The sequence below is a fragment of the Halomonas sp. ABH4_019 genome (genome assembly GCF_056159885.1).
The window spans coordinates 833,142-851,326 of sequence record NZ_JBSWWC010000002.1 but is presented as its reverse complement, the minus strand read 5'-3'; the positions used below and the strand labels follow the sequence as shown (position 1 = coordinate 851,326).

General features: G+C 70.9%; 14 protein-coding genes. 5 read left to right on the top strand and 9 right to left on the bottom strand.

Annotation, left to right across the window (positions count from 1 at the left end):
* Nucleotides 1-18 precede the first annotated feature (18 nt).
* From fliL to fliF, 7 genes are all read right to left on the bottom strand, one after another.
* The gene (fliL, locus tag ACXAFN_RS11060; RefSeq protein ID WP_474988674.1) at nucleotides 19-501 is read right to left on the bottom strand and encodes a flagellar basal body-associated protein FliL; all 483 of its coding nucleotides are present in this window, start codon (nucleotides 499-501) and stop codon (nucleotides 19-21) included.
* Nucleotides 502-624: 123 nt separating this feature from the next.
* A complete protein-coding gene (locus ACXAFN_RS11055; protein WP_474988672.1) occupies nucleotides 625-2,082 on the bottom strand; it encodes a flagellar hook-length control protein FliK in 1,458 nt (485 codons plus the stop codon).
* A 19-nt stretch (nucleotides 2,083-2,101) separates the two neighbouring features.
* Nucleotides 2,102-2,557 (bottom strand): flagellar export protein FliJ, encoded by a 456-nt coding sequence (fliJ, locus tag ACXAFN_RS11050; protein WP_474988670.1) that lies wholly within the window; start codon nucleotides 2,555-2,557, stop codon nucleotides 2,102-2,104.
* Complete coding sequence (fliI, locus tag ACXAFN_RS11045; RefSeq protein ID WP_474988668.1) at nucleotides 2,554-3,948, bottom strand: flagellar protein export ATPase FliI; 1,395 nt, start codon at nucleotides 3,946-3,948, stop codon at nucleotides 2,554-2,556. The genes fliJ and fliI overlap by 4 nt, the downstream gene beginning before the upstream one ends.
* 12 nt (nucleotides 3,949-3,960) lie before the next feature.
* The gene (locus ACXAFN_RS11040; protein WP_474988667.1) at nucleotides 3,961-4,713 is read right to left on the bottom strand and encodes a flagellar assembly protein FliH; all 753 of its coding nucleotides are present in this window, start codon (nucleotides 4,711-4,713) and stop codon (nucleotides 3,961-3,963) included.
* A complete protein-coding gene (gene fliG, locus ACXAFN_RS11035) occupies nucleotides 4,706-5,707 on the bottom strand; it encodes a flagellar motor switch protein FliG (RefSeq protein ID WP_474988665.1) in 1,002 nt (333 codons plus the stop codon). The genes ACXAFN_RS11040 and fliG overlap by 8 nt, the downstream gene beginning before the upstream one ends.
* Complete coding sequence (gene fliF / locus ACXAFN_RS11030; RefSeq protein WP_474988663.1) at nucleotides 5,697-7,451, bottom strand: flagellar basal-body MS-ring/collar protein FliF; 1,755 nt, start codon at nucleotides 7,449-7,451, stop codon at nucleotides 5,697-5,699. Before fliF ends, fliG begins: the two co-directional genes overlap by 11 nt.
* Before the next feature lie 248 nt (nucleotides 7,452-7,699).
* Here fliF and fliE point away from each other — a divergent pair, with 248 nt between their 5' ends.
* Nucleotides 7,700-8,032 carry a flagellar hook-basal body complex protein FliE gene (gene fliE, locus ACXAFN_RS11025; RefSeq protein ID WP_474988662.1) on the top strand — a complete coding sequence of 111 codons (333 nt, stop codon included), beginning with the start codon at nucleotides 7,700-7,702 and terminating at the stop codon, nucleotides 8,030-8,032.
* A 183-nt stretch (nucleotides 8,033-8,215) separates the two neighbouring features.
* On the opposite strand, the gene ACXAFN_RS11020 is transcribed toward fliE, so the two are convergent.
* Nucleotides 8,216-8,575 (bottom strand): flagellar protein FlaG, encoded by a 360-nt coding sequence (locus tag ACXAFN_RS11020; protein WP_474988660.1) that lies wholly within the window; start codon nucleotides 8,573-8,575, stop codon nucleotides 8,216-8,218.
* 205 nt (nucleotides 8,576-8,780) lie between these two features.
* On the opposite strand from ACXAFN_RS11020, the gene ACXAFN_RS11015 reads away from it, so the two are divergent.
* The 3 genes from ACXAFN_RS11015 (at nucleotide 8,781) to ACXAFN_RS11005 (ending at nucleotide 14,827) form a co-directional block, all read left to right on the top strand.
* Nucleotides 8,781-10,439, top strand: coding sequence for a methyl-accepting chemotaxis protein (locus ACXAFN_RS11015; protein ID WP_474988658.1), 1,659 nt, complete (start codon nucleotides 8,781-8,783; stop codon nucleotides 10,437-10,439).
* Nucleotides 10,440-10,449: 10 nt separating this feature from the next.
* Nucleotides 10,450-12,219, top strand: a complete 1,770-nt coding sequence (locus ACXAFN_RS11010) for an EAL domain-containing protein (RefSeq protein WP_474988657.1) — start codon at nucleotides 10,450-10,452, stop codon at nucleotides 12,217-12,219.
* 73 nt (nucleotides 12,220-12,292) lie between these two features.
* Nucleotides 12,293-14,827, top strand: coding sequence for an EAL domain-containing protein (locus ACXAFN_RS11005; protein ID WP_474988656.1), 2,535 nt, complete (start codon nucleotides 12,293-12,295; stop codon nucleotides 14,825-14,827).
* On the opposite strand, the gene ftsZ is transcribed toward ACXAFN_RS11005, so the two are convergent.
* Nucleotides 14,817-15,905, bottom strand: a complete 1,089-nt coding sequence (gene ftsZ, locus ACXAFN_RS11000) for a cell division protein FtsZ (protein ID WP_474988655.1) — start codon at nucleotides 15,903-15,905, stop codon at nucleotides 14,817-14,819. The genes ACXAFN_RS11005 and ftsZ overlap by 11 nt on opposite strands.
* 212 nt (nucleotides 15,906-16,117) lie before the next feature.
* On the opposite strand from ftsZ, the gene ACXAFN_RS10995 reads away from it, so the two are divergent.
* On the top strand, nucleotides 16,118-17,986 hold the full coding sequence (locus ACXAFN_RS10995; RefSeq protein ID WP_474988653.1) for a methyl-accepting chemotaxis protein: 1,869 nt from the start codon (nucleotides 16,118-16,120) through the stop codon (nucleotides 17,984-17,986).
* Nucleotides 17,987-18,185: the final 199 nt, after the last annotated feature.

Below are 18,185 nucleotides of genomic sequence, written 5' to 3'. Positions count from 1 at the left end.
AGCGTCGCGACCCCGGGGTTATTGCACGATGAATTCGGTGAACAGCACGTCCTCGATGGTCAGCGCCGGCTGCGTCTCGCTCATCGGGGCCTCGAGGGTGGCCTTCACCTGCTCGGCGAGGCGCTGCTTGTCTTCCGGCGAGGACAGGTCCGTCGCCTGCTGGCCGGAGAGCAGCATCAGCAGGCGGCTGCGCACCTCCGGCATGTGGGCCGTCAGCAGCTCCTGGCTCTGGGCATCGGGCACCTTGAGCGAGATGCCCGTGTACAGCAGCCGCGAGCCGTAGTCGTCGTCGGCCAGGTTGACGGTGAAGGGAGCGATCTCCACGAAGATCGGGTCCTGGTACGCGATCGCCTCGGGTTCCTGGGCCATGGCCTGTCCTTCGTCCTGCTGGGTGAAGACCATGAACAGGGCCGCGGCCGCCGCCGATGAGGCGAGCACGACCAGCACCACCAGCAGCCATAGCAGTTTCCGGGAGCCCGTACTGGATGTTGCCGTCGCCATTGCCGTTCCTATGCTGAGCTATCTGCCGATAGCGGTGAATTATGCCGCCCCCAAGGGCGCCACGATGATGCGAACAGGCCCGATGAACGGGCCCAACTCCGGATTTTGCGGGCCGTCGGCTCGTCAGGCGTAGAGGTCGACGCGGCCGTCCAGGGGCCGCTCGCGAGCGCCGTCCGCGCCGGCGTCCCGGAGCGCCTCGAGGGGCTCGTCGCCCTCGCCGTGGCCCGATCCCCCGGCGCCGGCGAATCGCTGGCCGTCGGCCTGGGCGCCGCCCTGGCGCTGTTCGCCGACCGAGGTCTCGCCCAGGGCGATGCCCTGCTCGGCCAGGGCCTCACGCAGCTGGGGCAGCGCCTGCTCGAGGGTCTGTCGGACCTGGGCATGGGCCGAGAGGAAGTGCGCCTGGGCGCCCTGGTCGCCGACTTTGAGGGTCACCGACAGGGGGCCCAGCTCGGCCGGGTGCAGCTTCATCTCGATGTGCTGTTCGCCGCCGCCGCGGCCGAAGCGGATCAGCTGCTGGCCCAGCTGGCGCGGCCAGGCCGGACTGTCGACCGGCGCGCTCAGGGTCGCCTGCTGGGGCGTGGCGGGGGCGGCGGCGTTGCCGGCGGGCGTCGTCGAGCCGGGTTGGCCGCTGGCGCCGAGCGGCCCCACGGCCGCGGGATGGTGGCCCTGGCCGCCGCCGGCCTGTCCCTCCTGGCGTGCCGCCAGGGCCTCCAGCATGGCCTGGGGCGAGGCCTGTGGCGTGGCTTGCAGCGTGCCTGGCGGGGTGCCGCTCACCTGCTGGCCTGGCCCCTGGCGGGCGGCCTCGGCGGTGGCGAGGGCGGTCGCCGTGGCGGCGGAGCCATCGCCGCGCGCCTGGGCGGCCTGGAGCAGCGGGTTGGGCGACTCGGCGCCGGCCGTTGGCTGGCCGGACGGCCGGGCGGCGGCCGGGCCGGTCAGCGGTAGTGCGGCGGCCGAGGCTTGAGCGGGCGCCGCCTGTGCCGTGCCAGCGCCCTCGGCGGTGGTCTGGCCGGCGCCCTGGATCAGGGCCAGGCGCTGCATGATGGCCTGCAACCCGGGGGCGGTCTCGGGAGCGGCGGACTTAGCGTCGGGGGCGCCGCCCCGTTCGCTGTCCTGTGCCGCCGTCAGGCGGGCCAGCAGGGCCGCCGGCGGCGCCGCGGAGTCAGCCCCGGGCTGCAGGCGTTGGAGCCCCTCAGGCAGCTCGTCGCCCTCGGCCGCGGTGGACAGCAAGGCCTGGAGCCGCGCCGCCGCATCTCCCTCGCCCTCCGTGTCGAGCAGGGACTGGAGCGCTTCCGCCAGGCCCTCGCCCGATGGGTCCGACGCCAGCAGGGCCTGCAGCCCCTCGGGCATGGCCTGGCCCTGGGCGTCCTGGGCCGCCAGGGTGCGTCGCAGGGCCCCGAGCGTCGTCCGGGAGGCATCGCCGTCGGCGGTGCCCTGGGGTTGAGCGGCGCCGGTCGCCGGCGACAGCGAAGCCAGCGCCTTGGCGAAGTCGGCGCCGGTCAGGCCGGCGGCGTTGCCCGAGCCGCTAGTCTGCGAGGCCGAGGGCTTGCCGGTGCCGGCGGTGAGGATCTGCTGGATATCCATGAGCCTTGTCCTTGCTGTCCTAGTAGCCGCTTGGCATGGCGTCCCGGCGCAGCCAGCGCTGGGTGACCAGTTCATCGGTGTCGCGCTGGTCGCGACGTCGTTCGGCTCGACGCTGGGCCATGGCCCGACGCTCGGCGAGGGTGTCGTAGGAGCTCAGCCGGCGCTGCTCCTGCTGCCAGTGGCGCTGGCTGCGCTCCACGCGGTGGCGCTGCTCGTTCAGGGCCTGGCGGGCACGCGCCAGGGCGTCGTCCAGCGAGGCCAGGAAGCGCTGATAGTTGTGCATGCTGGCCGGGTCGATGCCCTCGCGCAGCGCCGCCTGCAGCTGGGTGGCGTATTCCCTGCGGTAGTGCTGCAGGGATTCCAGCTGGGCGACGATCTGGTCGACGCTGCGGCGCTCGCCGGCGAGCTTCTGGCCGGCCTGGTCGCGGGCCTCGCGGGCCCGCTCGGTGAGATTGTCCAGCGCGGTGCGGCTCATGACATACCTCCAAGGGCGCCGATGAGTGCCTGACGCGAGGCATCGAGATCGGCGCAGTCCCCGATGCCTTGTTGCAGGAAGCCCTCCAGGGCCGGGTAGCGATTCACCGCCTCGTCCAGCTCGGGGTCGTGCCCCGGGTGGTAGGCGCCGACGCTGATCAGGTCGCGGTTGCGCTGGTAGCGCGAGAACAGGCTCTTGAAGCGGCGGGCCTGCTCGAGCTGGCGGGCGTCGACGATGGCGGTCATCGCGCGGCTGATCGAGGCCTCGATGTCGATGGCCGGGTAGTGGCCGGCCTCGGCCAGGGTGCGCGACAGCACCACGTGGCCGTCGAGGATGGCGCGCGCCGAGTCGGCGATCGGGTCCTGCTGGTCGTCGCCCTCGGTGAGCACCGTGTAGAAGGCGGTGATCGAGCCGCCGCCGCGCTCGGCGTTGCCGGCGCGCTCGACCAGGCTCGGCAGCTTGGCGAACACCGACGGCGGATAGCCCTTGGTGGCGGGCGGCTCGCCGATGGCCAGGGCGATCTCGCGCTGGGCCATGGCATAGCGGGTCAGCGAGTCCATGATCAGCAGCACGTTCTTGCCCTGGTCGCGGAAGCCCTCGGCCAGCCGGGTGGCGTAGGCCGCCCCCTGCAGGCGCTGCAGCGGCGAGGTGTCGGCCGGTGCCGCCACCACCACGGCCCGCCGGCGGCCCTCGGCGCCGAGGATGTTGTCGATGAAGTCCTGGACCTCGCGGCCGCGCTCGCCGATCAGCCCCACCACGATGACGTCGGCCCGGGTGTAGCGGGCCATCATGCCCAGCAGCACCGACTTGCCGACGCCGGAGCCGGCGAACAGCCCCATGCGCTGGCCGCGGCCGACCCCGAGCAGGGCGTTGATGGCGCGGATGCCGACGTCGATCTGGGTGTCGATGGGGGCCCGTGACAGCGGGTTCAGCGGCGGCGTGGCCAGCGGCGCCCGGGGCGCCTCGTCCAGCGGGCCCTGGCCGTCCAGCGGCGCGCCGTTGCCGTCGACCACCCGGCCCAGCAGGCGCTCGCCGAGCGGGAACCGCCGGGCGGCATCGCCGGCGCCGTCGCCCAGCGGCATGACCCGGGCGCCGGGGCGCAGCCCGCTGATCTCGGCCAGCGGCATCAGGAACAACCGCTCGCCGTCGAAGCCCACCACCTCGGCCTCGGCGAAGCGCCGGCCCGGCCGGCCCTGGTCGTCGGGCAGCTCGATGCGACAGGCGTTGCCGAGCGCCACCTGCAGGCCCACCACCTCGATCACCAGGCCGGCGGCGCGCACCACCCGGCCGCTGGCGCGGCTCACGGGCAGCGGCTCGATGCGGCGGCGCACGCCGCGAAGGGCGAGCTGCCAGCCGGCCTGGTGGCGATTGGTGAGGGTGGCATCGGTCATGCGGTGTTCCACTCAGTCCTCATCGTGGGAAGACGTCGGCGGCTGGCGCCGGCGCACCTGATCCTGGATCGCCTGCCAGCGCGTTTCCCAGGTGGCATCCAGCTCGCCGCGGGCGCTGGTGACCCGGCAGCCGCCGCGGCTCAGCTGGTCGTCGGGCTGCAGTTGCCAGCCCGCGGCTTCCAGTTCCTCGCCGAGGTGCTTGGTGACCAGCCGATGGTCGAGGGGGTGCAGCCACAGGCGCTGCTGGCCGATCAGCGGCGGTTCGCTGTGCAGCAGGGCACGAATCAGCTCCAGCACCTGGCGGGGGCGTGCCTTGAGGGCATCGCCGGCGAGCTGGCGGCCGGTGGTCAGGGCCAGCTCGACCAGGTCCTCGGCCACGGCCTCATCCAGGCTCGCCAGGGCCTCGTCGAAGTGACGGGCCAGCGGCACCAGCGGCGCCAGGGTCTCCTCGACGCGCTGCTCGAGCTCCTCCTGGGCCTGGCGGCGGCCTTCCTCGAGCCCCTGGGTCAGGCCCTCGGCGTGGCCGGCCTCGCGGCCCTCGCGCAGGCCCTGCTCATGGGCGTCCCGGCGGGCCTGCTCGCGCAGCGCCTCGAGGGCCTGCTGCTGGCGCTGCGCCTCCTGCTGCCGCGCCCGCTCGGCCGCGGCCTGGGGATCGGCGGACTCGGCGGGCGCCTCGCGGCGCTCGGGCTCGCGCAGCTCGCCCATGCGCCAGCGGCGCCAGGGCGTGTCGGCGCCCTCCCGGGCGCGGGCCTCGGCATCAGACATAGGTGTCGTCTCCACCGCTCAGCACCACTTCGCCGGCATCGGCCAGGCGGCGCACCACCTGGAGGATCGCCTTCTGCTCGGTCTCCACCTGGGAGACGCGGATCGGCCCGCGGGCCTCCATGTCCTCGCGCAGCAGGTCGGCGGCGCGCTGGGACATGTTGCGCAGGAACTTGTCCATGAGCGCCTCGTGGGAGCCCTTGAGGGCCACCACCAGCGAGTTGGTGTCGATCTCCTTGAGCACCAGCTGGATGCTGCGATCGTCGAGGTCGATCATGTTCTCGAACAGGAACATCTCGTCGATGATCTTCTGGGCCAGGTCCTCGCTGTGCGAGCGCACCGTCTCGATGGCGGCCTCTTCCTGGTGGCTGTTCATCAGGTTGAGGATCTCGGCCGCGGTGCGGGCGCCGCCCATCTTGCTGCGCTTGAGGTTCTGGCCGTCGAGCATGCTGGTCAGCACCTCGGTGAGTTCCTGCAGCGCCGCCGGCTGCACGCCGCTGAAGGTGGCGATGCGCAGCACCACGTCGTTGCGCAGCTTGTCGTCGAACATCTCCAGCACGTCGGCGGCCTGGTGGCGCTCGAGGTGGATCAGGATGGTGGCGATGATCTGCGGGTGCTCGTCGCGGATCAGCTCGGCCACCATCGAGGCTTCCATCAGGTTGAGGGCGTCGATGCCCGAGCTGGTGCCCGAGGTCTCCATGACGTCCTCGATCAGGCTCGAGGCGCGCTCGCTGCCCAGCGCCTTGGTCAGCACCGAGCGGATGTGGTCGCTGGAGTTGAGGTTCAGCGCGATGAACTCTTCGGTCTCGGTGCTGAAGTCCTGCAGCACCTGGCGCATCTCCTCGTGGGAGACCTGGTTCATGGTCGCCATCTCGATGCTGAGCTGCTGCACCTCCTTGGCCGACATGTGCTTGAAGACCTCGGCGGCGCTGTCCTCGTCCAGGGCCAGCAGCAGGATGGCGCTGCGCCGCAGGCCGGTGATCGCTTTACTCGTCATGTTTGCTCATCCAGCCGCGGACGATCATGGCCACCATGCGCGGATCCTCCTGGGCCATTTCCCGCAGGTCGTTGAGGTTCTGTTCGTAGGCGGTCGTGCGGCGCTTGCGACGCCGCGGCGGGGCGTCGCCTTCCTCCGGCTCGCCGTCGTCGCCGAGCGCCTCGTCGCTGTCGTGGCGTTCGTCGTCGTCGCCGACTCGGGCCTGGAAGCCCGAGGTCGCCGGCGCCGGCGCCGGCAGGGGCCGCTCGGTATAGCGACGGATGAAGGGCCGCAGGATCAGCAGGTAGAGCAGCAGCAGGGCGAGGCCCACCAGCAGGTAGCGACCCAGGGTGAAGGCGAGCTGCTGCACGGCGGGACGCTGCCACCAGTCCGGCTCGCTGGCCGCCGCGTCGTCCTGGGCGAAGGGGCTGTTGACCACCGCCACCTGGTCGCCGCGGGTCTCCGAGTAGCCCATGGCCTGGCGCACCAGACGCTCGATCTGGGCCATCTCCTCGTCCTCGAGCGGGGCGGGCACCAGCTCGCCGGTGTCCTGGTCGCGGACCTCGCGGAAGTTGACCACCACCGCCGCCGAGAGGCGTTCCACCCGGCCCCGGCGATGCTGGACGTGGGAGACCTGGCGGTCGAGCTCGTAGTTGATGACGTCGTCGCGGCTCAGGCGCCGGTCGGCGGCGTTGCCCGCCTGGGCGTCGCCCGTGGCCTCGGCGTCATCGCCCTCGCCGGCCTCGTCGCCGGCCGCCTGGCCGGCGATCGGCGAAGCCGCGGCCCCGGGCGGGGTATTGCTCAGCGCCCCGGGGATGCCCCCGGCCAGGTCGCCGGCGCCGTTGAGGTCGAGGCTGGTCTGGCGGCTGCGCACCGCCGCCTCGTTGGGCGGCTGGTTGGGGGTATAGCTTTCCGAGGTCTCCTCGCGGCTGGCGAAATCGAGCTGGGCGGTGACCTGGGCCTCGACGTTGTCGCGGCCGAGGATCGGCGCCAGGATGGTCTCGATGCGCTGCTGGTAGGCGCGCTCCACCTCGGCGACGTAGTCCAGCTGGGAGCCGTCCAGGCCCATGCCGCCGCCGTCGGGGGTGGTGAGCAGACGGCCGCCCTGATCGACCACGGTGACGGCGTCGGCGGCCAGGTCCGGCACGCTGCTGGATACCATGTGCACGATGGAGTTGACTTGGCCCTCGCCGAGGGTGCGCCCGGGGTGCAGGGTCAGCACCACCGAGGCCTTGGCCGGTTCGCGGCGGCGCACGAACACCGAGTCCTTGGCCAGGGCCAGGTGGACCCGGGCCCCGGCCACCGGGCCCAGCGATTCCATGGAGCGGGCCAGCTCGCCTTCCAGGCCGCGCTGGTAGTTGACCTGTTCGGCGAACTGGCTGATGCCGAAGGCCTGGTTCTCCATCAGCTCGAGGCCGACGTTGCCGCCCTCGGGCAGCCCCTGGGCCGCCAGCTGCAGGCGCAGGGGGTGGACCTGGTCGGCGGGCACCAGCAGGGCCTGGCCGCCCTGGCTGAAGCGGTAGGGAATGTTGCGGTTGTCGAGCTCGCCGATGATCTGGCCGCCATCGGCCTCGCTGAGGTTGCTGTAGAGCACCCGGTAGGTAGGGGCGCCGGCCCACAGCAGCAGCGCGACCGCGATGGCGACCACGGCGGCGCCGACGATCAGCAGGGCGATCAGGGGGCTGCCGCGCAGCTGCTGGGTGAGCTGCGCGAAGGAGAACGACTGGGCCCGAGGGTTGCCGGTGGCGGAGGCGCCACTGCTCATGCGAGCCTCCCGGCGGCGATAGTGCCGGGGCCCGCGGAACTAGAAGAAGGCATCGACTGCTTCCCGTCAATCGCGGTTCGCCGCCCCGAGGCCGGGGCGGAACTGTGATGACGGACATTATCCGCGGGGGCTGTCGCGCCAAAGGTGAGAAAAGCCGGTTTTTTGCCCGGCAATTGGCCGCATGGCAGGCGCCGCGGCGCTGCTAGCCTTGGCAACCATTCCTAACTGCCCCTTCATGGAGGTGCTCGATGAGCTCACCCGCCCTCGCGTCGGCCCTGGCCCAGATGCAATCGCTGGCCACCCAGGCCGGCGGTGACGCCGCCACCCCCGGTCAGCGGCTCGACACGGCCGTGGGCAACGGCGGCTTCGCCGGCGAACTGCAGGCCTCCATCCAGCGCATCAACGAGCTCAAGCTCCAGGCCGGCGACAGTGTGAAGGCTTTCCAGGCCGGTGAACCCGGCGTCGAGCTCAACGACGTCATGGTCGACATGCAGAAGGCCAGCGTGGCCTCCGAAATGGGCGTCCAGGTGCGCAATCGCCTGGTGACGGCCTACAAGGACGTGATGAACATGCAGGTCTAGGCAAAGTTCGAATAGTGTCTGCGCTCGGCTATACGGCGTTAACAATCAGCTCGTGCGCGAGCCCGGTCCGGCTTCTCGCTGATTCTTGCCTTGCGACCCACAGGGAAGTGGGGAGTGCGTTGGCCCGTCGGGAACGGGCCTAACCCTCGCCTTCGCTCGCCAACTTTTCAGACAATGCCTCTATCAGGCCTCCAGATGGATCAGCTGGCCCTGGAGTTCCTCCAGGTGCTCGGCGATGCGCAGCACCTCCTCGGCGGGAATCTGGCGAATCAGTTCGCCGGTCTCGCGATCCACCAGTCGGGTCACCGTTCGCGAGGTGGCATCGTCCATTTCGAACTGCACCCCGTAGGGGCGCATCACCTCGTTGATCTGCTGGACGGGGGCCACCAGTTCGCCGTGCTGGGTGGGCGCCTCGCCGCTCGCCGGGGTGGCCTCGCCGGGCAGCCAGGTGGCCAGCACCTGCTCCGCGCGGTGGCGCGGCGTGGCGATGTCGGTGTGCTGGGTCGCCTGGCCGGCGCCGATCTCGTTCACGGAATGGCTCATGGTCATTGTCCTGTCGTTCTCATGAAGGTCCATCTCGTGACGGGTTATCGGCCGTCGCCGGTCGGTCTTGAATCGCGATGTTCTCCGCCCTTGGCGGCATGATCGTCGCCTGCCATCGGAATGTCATGAAGCGCTGATATAACGCCGAACGTGCCCGGCCGTGGGCCGTTCGCGCGTTTTCTTCCCTTCAACGACAGGATCCCCGATGCGCTTCCTCGATCGAATGACCATTCGGCTCAGCGGGTGCCTGGTGTTGGTCGCCTTCGCCGCCATCATCCTCGGTACCGGGGCCCTGGGCCTCTATGCCAACCATCATGGCCGCGGCGCCTTCGAGACGCTCCGCGAGGTCCAGGTGGCCCAGTCCCGCGCTCTCAACCGTGCCTACATCGCCACCCTGCGCGCCCAGGTAGCGATGGACCGCGCCGCCCATCTGGTGCGGATGCCATCATTCGACCGTCCGGGGCCGGTCATCGAACGGGCTCGGGCCGAGATGGCCGCGGCCAAGACGGCCTTCGAGCGCTTCCAGGCGATTCCCGTCGTCCCGGCGCAGCAGGAGGCGCTGGAGGCGCTGGCCTCGCGCTTCCAGTCGCTCTATAGCACCGGGCTATCGCTGCAGCTGATGCTGCTCGAGGAGGGGGATGCGGGCGGCTACGACTCGGGCCAGTCCCGGGTCAGCGACATGAGCCAGGCCTTCATGGACAGCGCCGACGCCTTCTTCGCCACCTCCGCCGAGCGCAGCGACGGCCTGGCCGAACGCTTCTCGGCCGTGGCCGGCTGGCTCAACCTGGCGCTGGTGGCGGCCCTGGGCGGGGCGCTGGCGATCATGCTGGCGGTGATCTGGGGCGTGCGGGCCAATGTGCTCGTGCCGCTCACGCGGATCATCGACCACTTCCGGCGCATCGCCGAGGGCGACCTGGCCACCCCGGTGGCGTCGCGGGGCGACAACGAGATCGGCCGGCTCTATCGCGAGCTGGACGGCATGCGCCTGGCCCTGGCGGAGACCGTGGAGCGGGTCCGCGACGGCAGCGACCGGGTGCTCGACGGCGCCGCCGCCATGAGCGAGGGCAATCAGGAGCTGGCGGCGCGAACCCAGCAGCAGGCCGCTTCCCTGGAGCAGACCGCGTCCAGCCTCGACGAGATGACGGCGTCGGTGGCCGACAACACCGGCCACGTGCGCGAGGCCAACGAGCTGGCCGAGCGGGCCACCGGCAAGGCCCGGCAGGGCAGCGAGGTGGTCACGGCCTTCGTCGCTACCATGGGCCAGATCCACGAGCGCTCCGGCCGTATCGGCGAGATCGTCGGGCTGATCGACGACATCGCCTTCCAGACCAACCTGCTGGCGCTCAATGCCTCGGTGGAGGCCGCCCGGGCCGGCGAGCAGGGCCGCGGCTTCGCGGTGGTGGCCGGCGAGGTGCGCTCCCTGGCCGGTCGCAGTGCCCAGGCCGCCAAGGAGATCCGCGAGCTGATCGAGGCCTCGCGGACCAGCGTGGAGCGGGGCAACGGTCTCTCCCGCCGGGCCAGCGAGGACATGGCCGCCATCGTCGCCGCCATCCAGGGGGTCGGCGCGCGCATCGACCAGATCGCCCATGCCTCCGATGAACAGCACCGTGGCCTCGAGCAGGTCAACCAGGCCATGCACCAGATGGGCAGCGTGACCCAGCGCAACACCGCCATGGTGGAACGGGCCAACCACACGGCCGCGGCGCTGGAGCAAGAGGCCGAGCGCATGCGCGCCTTCACCGCTAGCTTCGCCCTGGCCGAGCGCACGGCGCTCGAGGCGGCGCCGGCCGAGTCGCCCGATGCCTCGCAGGACGACGCCCCGGAGGACGATGACGTGCGGGGGCTCGAGGCCCTGCCGGCCTGAGGCGCGCCGCATGACGGATCTCACCCTCGCGTCCGGCCGGGAGGCCGGCGTCATGATCGACCACGAGGCCCGCGAACTGGCGCGGATCCTCGAGCAGCAGCGCATCACGCCGCTCTTCCAGCCGATCGTGGATGCCAGCTGCCAGGGCATCTTCGGCTACGAGGCACTGTCCCGCGGCCCCTCGGACTCGCCGCTGCACTCGCCGCTGACGCTGTTCGACACCGCGCGGCATACCGGCCGCCTGGTGGAACTCGACCTGCTGTGCCGCCGCCGGTCAATCGAGGCCTTCGCCCGGCTCGGGCTGCCGGGGCGGCTGTTCCTCAACGTCATGCCGACCTCGCTGCTGGAGCATGACTTTCGCGAGGGGCTGACCCGAGGCTTCCTGGATGGCGTGGGGCTGTCTCCGGAGCGGGTGGTGATCGAGCTCACCGAGCACCTGCCGATCCACGACTATGCGCTGATGCGCCAGGCGGTGGACCATTACCGGCGCATGGGCTTCCAGGTGGCGCTGGACGACCTGGGCGCCGGCTATTCCAGCCTGCGCCACTGGGCCGAGCTGCGGCCCGATTTCGTCAAGGTGGACCGGCACTTCGTGCAGGACATCGACCGCGATCCGGGCAAGGGGCAATTCCTCGGTTCGCTGCTCGAGGTATCGCGCAGCCTCGGCTGCCGGGTCATTGCCGAGGGCATCGAGACCGCCGGCGAGCAGCGCTGCCTGTGGGGCATGAACTGCACCCTGATGCAGGGCTACCACTTCGCGCGCCCGGCCGAGGATCCGCCCCGCCGTCTCGAGCCCCCCGCGCCGGTGCCGCCGACGATGTCCGGGTCCCTCGGTACCAGTGCGGCCATGCTGTGCCGTCACCTGGCGCCGGTGATGCAGGGCACCCTGGTGCCCGAGGTGGTGGAACGCTTCCGCCTGGACCCGGACCTGCGCTGCCTGGCGGTACTGGACGACGCGCATCGGCCGGTCGGCCTGGTGCGTCAGCACCAGTTTCTCGGGGTCTTCACCAACCCCTTCAGCCACTCGTTGCACGCACGGCGGGCCATCGATTCGCTGATGGACCGGCGCATGCTGGTGGCCGAGGCGACCATGCCCCTGGAGACCCTCAGCCAGCGCATCACCGGTTCGCCCAAGGGCAGTCGCGACGATTTCGTCATCGTCGACGAGACGGGACGCTACCGGGGCATGGGACAGGTCATCGACCTGTTGCGCGAGATCACCGCCCTGCAGGTGCGCGGCGCCCGCCAGGCCAACCCTCTCACCGGCCTGCCGGGCAACCAGGTGATCAACGACACCCTGGCCGCCCGGCTGGCCCGGGGCGAGCCCTTCGTCGCTGTCTACGTCGACCTGGATCACTTCAAGGCCTACAACGACGCCTATGGCTACGCCCGGGGCGACCAGGTGATCCTGGCCCTGGGGCGCATGCTGCAGGAAGAGGGCGGGGCGGATGGCTTCATCGGCCACGTGGGAGGCGATGACTTCATGCTGGTATTCCCGCAGGCGCCGGCCCGGGTCCGCTGCGAGGCGATCCTTGCGCGCTTCGCCCGCTTCATCCCCAGCTTCTACTCGAAGGAACACCGCCAGGCCGGTGGCTTCTCGGGGCGTGATCGCCGGGGCGAGGAGGTGTTCGTCCCGCTGATGACGCTGTCGCTGGCCTATCACGCCGTCTCGCCCGGGGGCGGGCGAACCGCCATGGACATCGCCAACGTGCTGGCCGAACTGAAGGGGCAGGCCAAGCGTCAGCCGGGCAACAGCCTGTTCATTGATCGGCGTCAATAAGCCGTATCGGCGTGCTTCCTGTCCTGGCGCCTTCGATATTAGAGTGCTCCGTTTCCCCTGAGACGGTGCATGGATGGACTCGGATCGGCTGCGCGACCCCCACGACCTCCCTATCGAGCGCATCATGCGCACTGGCCTGCTGAGCTGCGGGCCGGATACGCCTCTGTGCGACGCTGCCGGGCGTATGGGACGCCGTCGGTGCGGGGCCATCCTGGTAGTCCGGGATGGGAAGGCCTTGGGCATCTGGACCGAGCACGATAGCCTGGCCCTCGATTTCGCCGATCCGGCGTCGGCAAGGCGGCCCATCGCCGAGGCCATGAGTCGCCCGGTGGCGAGCATCCATCGCGGGGCCAAGGTTGGCGAGGCGGCCAGGCGCTTCGTGACGCTGGGCTGTCGCCACTTGCTGGTGGAGGGAGATCAGGGCGAGCCGTTGGGCATGGTGTCGCAGAGCGACGTGGCGCTGAACCAGGGGCTCGAGCCCTATCTGCGGCTACGCGAGGTAGGTGCCGCCATGCGTCGCTCGCCGCTGGTATTGCCGGGCGATCTCGACCTGGCCGAGGCCGCCCGGCGAATGCGCGGAGGCGGCGCGGACGCCGCGGTGGTGGACGATGCCTCCGGAGCCCTGGGCATTCTCACCGAGCGAGACCTGGTGCGCTTCGTCGCCCGCCACCCCGGGGAGGGGAGCATTGGCGCCCTGGCCAGCCGGCCGCTGCTGACCATCGGTGCCGGAGAGCCGCTGATCCGGGCCCGCGAAATGCTGGTCGGCGAGGGCGTGCGGCATCTGGCGGTAACCGACGAGCTCGGGAGGGTGATCGGGCTGCTGGGCTTCGGTGACATCCTGGCCGGCGCCGAACACGGCTACCTGAGCGATCTCCGCGAGGCCCTGGAGGCCCGAGACCAGGCCCTGGCGCAGTCCCGGGAGAGCCTGCAGCTCGCCGAGCGGGTCATCGATGCCTCCCTGGAGGGCATCATCATCACCGACCCCCGGACTCGCATCGAATTCGTCAATCCGGCCTTTACCCACATGACCGGCTATGGTCTCGAGGAAGTGGTGGGGCATACCCCGGCGGTCTTGTCCTCCGGCCGCCACGATGGCGCCTTCTATCGCGACATGTGGCAGGCGTTGCAGCAGAACGGCTTCTGGCGTGGCGAGATATGGAATCGCCGCAAGAGCGGCGAGCTCTACCTGGAACTGCTGACCATCTCGGCGATTCACGACGAGCAGGGCGAGGTCAGTCACTATGCGGCGCTGTTCACCGATATCACCCATATCCGCGAGAACGAGGAGCGGGTGCGCCACCTCGCCTACTATGACCCCCTGACCGGCTTGCCCAACCGACGCCTGCTCGACGATCGGCTGGCGCTCGCCATCCGTCACGCCCATCGCCAGCGGCAGCGCCTGGCGGTGCTGTTCCTCGACCTGGATCACTTCAAGCAGGTCAACGATTCCCTGGGCCACGCCCTGGGCGACGAACTGCTGGTCAAGCTCACCGAGCGCCTGCGCCACCATCTGCGTGAGGACGACACCCTGGCGCGGCTGGGCGGCGACGAATTCATCGTCCTGTTGCCCGAGCTGTGCGAAGTCGACGAGGCGACCCGGGTGGCGCGCCGGTTGATCGAGGCGGCGAGCGCGCCCTTCGAACTGGGTGGGCGCCGCTTCCGGGTCGGCTGCAGCCTGGGCATCAGCCTCTATCCGGACGACGGTGACCAGGCCGAAGCGCTGGTGCAGCGGGCGGACGCCGCCATGTATCGCGCCAAGCAGGAAGGGCGCAACACCTATCGCTTGTACCGGGCCGAGATGCATGCTCGGGACCATCGCGACTTGACGCTGGAGACCGAGCTGCGCAATACCGCTGAGTCCGGCGAGGGGCTGGCCGTCCATTACCAGCCGCTGATCGACCGCGACAGCGGTGAGGTCCGTAGCGCCGAGGCACTGCTGCGCTGGATCAGCCCCGTGCTGGGCGAGGTGTCGCCGGGCGATTTCATCCCGCTGGCCGAGCGTTCCGGGCTGCTGCTGCCCCTGGGCCGGCGCCTGATGCGGCTGGTGGCCGGCCAGCTTCGGGAGTGGCGCGAGGCCGGGTTGGTGCCGCCGAGGGTGGCGATCAATCTCTCGGCGCGCCAGTTCTGGCAGCACGACCTGGTGGCCGACATCGGTAGGCTCTATGCGGATTTCGACCTGCCGCCTGGTCAGATCGGCTTCGAGCTCACCGAGAGCACCCTGCTCGACCAGCATCAGCAGGCCGTTGCCACCCTGGAGGCGCTGCGTGCGCTCGGCTGCGACATCGCCATCGACGATTTCGGCACCGGTTACTCCTCGCTGAGCTATCTCCAGGAGCTGCCGGTGACGACCCTCAAGATCGATCGCAGCTTCATTCGCCGGCTGGGCCTGTCCCGGGGCAGCGGCGCGATTCTCGCTGCGGTGACCGGGTTGGCCCGCGAGCTCGGCCTGAAGGTAGTGGCCGAGGGTGTTGAGACCCCGTCCCAACTCGAGGCCCTCGAGGCGTATCACGTTACCTTGGTTCAGGGCTTCCTCACCGGGCGGCCGGTGGCGGCGGAGGCCTTTTGCGAACGCTACCTGATGCGAGCCGCCCCGGTTCCTAGCGCTTGAGACGGTTCAGGAAGTCGCCGAGATCCAGCAGGTCCTCTGCCGGGGCCTCGGCGGGCCGGCGAGGCGGCGCCGCGGTGCCCTCGCCGGCGGGCGCGGGGCGCTTCTCCTCGGTGGCCTCGGCGAGGGCCAGGCCGGTGGCGACGATCGAGACCCGCAGCCGGCCTTCCAGCGTGGGGTCCAGGGCGGTGCCCACCACCAGCATGGCATCCTCGTCGGCGAAGGCGGCGACCCGGCGGCCGACCTCGTCGAAGTCGGCGAGGCTCAGGTCCTCCCCGGCGGTGATGCTGACCAGCACGCCAGCGGCCTCGGCCAGGTCGGTGGCTTCCAGCAGCGGGTGTTCCACCGCCGCCTGCACCGCCTGGCCGGCGCGGTCCTCGCCGACACCCTCGCCGGTACCGATGCGCGCCCGCCCGGGGCGGCGCATCACCGCGGCCACGTCGGCGAAGTCGATGTTGATCATGCCCGGCTTGGTGATGACCTCGGCGATGCCGACCACGGCCTCGCGCAGCACGTCGTTGACCGCGGCGAAGGCCCGCATCATCGAGGCGCCGGCCCCGAGGGCCGGCAGCAGGCGGTCGTTGGGCACCACCACCAGGCAGTCCACCCGGCCGTCCAGGGCCTCGATGGCGGCCTGGGCGGTCTGGCGGCGCCGCGCCCCCTCGAAGCCGAAGGGCCGGGTCACCACCGCCACGGTCAACAGTCCCATCTCGCGGGCCAGGTCGGCGACCTCCGGGGTGGCGCCGCTGCCGGTGCCCCCGCCCATGCCAGCCATCAGGAACAGCAGGTCGGCCCCGGCCAGCCGGGCGCGCAGGGCGTCGCGGCTCTCCTCGGCGGCCCGGCGGCCGGCCTCGGGATCGGCGCCGGCGCCCAGCCCGCGGGTGACGGCGCCGCCGATGGGCAGCGCCCTGTCCTGGGGCAGGGCATCGAGGGCCTGACGGTCGGTGTTCACGGCGACGGCATCGATGCCGTCCAGGGCGGTGGTGTCGAGCAGGTGGCGGATGGCGTTGCCGCCGCCGCCACCGACGCCGACCACCTTGAGGGCGGCGGGATATTCCTGGGGAAGCTGTGGGTCGCTCATGCGTCCTGTCATGGGTCGGTGAAGGGAGTGCCTTTCCTCCCCATCATCGGCCAAAGGTCGCCCTTCTTGAAAGTCGAGACCGCATGCGATGGGCGAGCCTCGGCGCCTTGGCGCGGTTCAAGTTTCCGCAAGCTGTGCCGATAGGGCGGTCAGCCGGCGCCTGGCACCCGGGGCCGCGCCACCCTAATGACTCCCCACCCATGAGAGTAACGATGTTGACCTCCTTGCGACTGCGAATCCTGATCGCCACCCTGGTGGTGATCGCCGTGGCGTTGATCATCAACGGCGCGGCCAGCTATCTCACCGTCCGCTCCCACAACGACGACCAGATCGACCACAACCTCCAGGCCGTGGCCCATGGCAATGCCCAGGCCATCGAGGAGTGGGTCGACGCCCGCAGCGGCATGCTCGAGGCCCTGGAGGCCGTCGCCACCAGCGAGTCCCCGCTGCCGGCCCTGGAGCAGCTGCGTGTCTCCGGCGACTTCATGAACACCTACATCGCGGATACCGAGGGCGGCGTGGTCTTCTCGGCCAGCGAGACACCGGAAGGCTATGATCCCCGCGAGCGCCCCTGGTATCGCCAGGCGGCGGAGGCCGGCCATGTCGTGGTAACCGCGCCCTACGAGGATGCGACCTCGGACAAGCTGGTAGTGACCTTCGCGGCACCCTTCTACCGCGGCGGCGAACTGGCGGCCGTGGCCGGGGGCGATGTGGCCCTCGACGCCATCGTCGGCATCGTCGAGCAGATCGCGCCCACCCCCTCGAGCCTGGCCTTCCTGGCCGCCGCCGATGGCACCCTGGTCGCTCACCCCGATCCCGAGATGAGCCTCGAGCCGGTCGAGACGCTATCCCCGGCGCTTTCCACCGAGACCCTGGCCGGCCTGGCCGATGCCGAGACTCCTAAGCGCGCGGCCATGGCGGGGGCCGACAAGCTGCTGCTCGGCGACACCATCGATGGCACCGACTGGCAACTGGTGGTGGCGCTCGACGAGCATGAGGCGACCGCCGGGCTGCGTGGCGTGATGAGCGCCTCGGCGATCACCCTGGTGCTGGTGGCCCTGGGGGCCGCGGCGATCCTCGGCGCCCTGCTCAAGGTCGCCTTCCGGCGGCTGCTGGCGACCCGCGATGCCATGGAGAGCGTGGCCAGCGGCCAGGCCGACCTGACCCGTCGTCTGCCCGAGGACGGCAACGACGAGGTGGCGCAGCTCGCCAACGCCTTCAACCGCTTCGTCTCGCGCATGGAGTCGGTGATGCTGACCATCCGCGATAGCAGCGAGTCGGTGCACGTGGCCGCCACCGAGATCGCCCAGGGCGGCCAGGACCTGTCGCGGCGCACCGAGAACGCCGCCTCAAGCCTGCAGCAGACCTCGGCCTCCATGGAGGAGATCACCAGCACCGTGGAGCACACCGCGGACTCCTCGCGTCAGGCCAACGGCCTGGCCGAGTCGGCCAGCGCGGTGGCGCGCCGCGGCGGCGAGGCGGTGGGCCAGGTGGTGAAGACCATGGACGGCATCACCGAGTCCTCGCGACAGATCGCCGAGATCGTCACCATGATGGACAGCATCGCCTTCCAGACCAACCTGCTGGCGCTCAACGCCTCGGTGGAGGCGGCCAGAGCCGGCGAGCAGGGCCGCGGCTTCGCGGTGGTGGCCGGCGAAGTGCGTCAGCTGGCCAGCCGCAGCGCCGAGGCAGCCAAGCAGATCAAGGCACTGATCGACACCTCGGCGACCCGCACCGAGGAGGGCGCGGCCCAGGTGCGCGCCGCTGGCGAGACCATGGAGGAGCTGGTGGAGAGCGTGACTCGGGTGGCCGACGTGCTGGGCGAGATCACCGCGGCCACCGGCGAGCAAAGCGACGGCATCGGCCAGGTCAACGTGGCGGTCTCCGAGCTCGACCGCATGACCCAGCAGAACGCCGCACTGGTGGAAGAGTCGACCACCGCCGCCGAGCAGCTCAAGGACCAGGCCGACCGCCTGGCCGAGGCCGTGGGCGGCTTCACCCTCGGCCAGCGCGACACCGCGGCCCTGGGCGGCCCGCCGGCGCGTGCTGCGCTGCCGAGCCGCGAGGCGGAGTTTGCCTGAGGCGTCGTCCTCAAGACGCCGGGGCCAGGAAGGGCCCCGGCGCGTCGCGACAGCGGACGACGAGCTGTCCACAGTTCATTCGAGCCCCGCGGGGCTGGGGATAACACTCCACTTTACCCCTGAATCGAGCCCCGAACGGCGCTTCCTACCGCCTTCGCTTCCTGCCCACACACGGCGCGTTGCCGCGAGTCGCGTGGGG

Excerpts from the sequence above, each read along its gene's own strand:
- fliL (WP_474988674.1), bottom strand. The coding sequence starts at position 501 with ATGGCGACGGCAACATCCAGTACGGGCTCCCGGAAACTGCTATGGCTG.
- ACXAFN_RS11055 (WP_474988672.1), bottom strand. The coding sequence starts at position 2,082 with ATGGATATCCAGCAGATCCTCACCGCCGGCACCGGCAAGCCCTCGGCC.
- fliJ (WP_474988670.1), bottom strand. The coding sequence starts at position 2,557 with ATGAGCCGCACCGCGCTGGACAATCTCACCGAGCGGGCCCGCGAGGCC.
- fliI (WP_474988668.1), bottom strand. The coding sequence starts at position 3,948 with ATGACCGATGCCACCCTCACCAATCGCCACCAGGCCGGCTGGCAGCTC.
- ACXAFN_RS11040 (WP_474988667.1), bottom strand. The coding sequence starts at position 4,713 with ATGTCTGATGCCGAGGCCCGCGCCCGGGAGGGCGCCGACACGCCCTGG.
- fliG (WP_474988665.1), bottom strand. The coding sequence starts at position 5,707 with ATGACGAGTAAAGCGATCACCGGCCTGCGGCGCAGCGCCATCCTGCTG.
- fliF (WP_474988663.1), bottom strand. The coding sequence starts at position 7,451 with ATGAGCAGTGGCGCCTCCGCCACCGGCAACCCTCGGGCCCAGTCGTTC.
- fliE (WP_474988662.1), top strand. The coding sequence starts at position 7,700 with ATGAGCTCACCCGCCCTCGCGTCGGCCCTGGCCCAGATGCAATCGCTG.
- ACXAFN_RS11020 (WP_474988660.1), bottom strand. The coding sequence starts at position 8,575 with ATGAGCCATTCCGTGAACGAGATCGGCGCCGGCCAGGCGACCCAGCAC.
- ACXAFN_RS11015 (WP_474988658.1), top strand. The coding sequence starts at position 8,781 with ATGCGCTTCCTCGATCGAATGACCATTCGGCTCAGCGGGTGCCTGGTG.
- ACXAFN_RS11010 (WP_474988657.1), top strand. The coding sequence starts at position 10,450 with ATGACGGATCTCACCCTCGCGTCCGGCCGGGAGGCCGGCGTCATGATC.
- ACXAFN_RS11005 (WP_474988656.1), top strand. The coding sequence starts at position 12,293 with ATGGACTCGGATCGGCTGCGCGACCCCCACGACCTCCCTATCGAGCGC.
- ftsZ (WP_474988655.1), bottom strand. The coding sequence starts at position 15,905 with ATGAGCGACCCACAGCTTCCCCAGGAATATCCCGCCGCCCTCAAGGTG.
- ACXAFN_RS10995 (WP_474988653.1), top strand. The coding sequence starts at position 16,118 with ATGTTGACCTCCTTGCGACTGCGAATCCTGATCGCCACCCTGGTGGTG.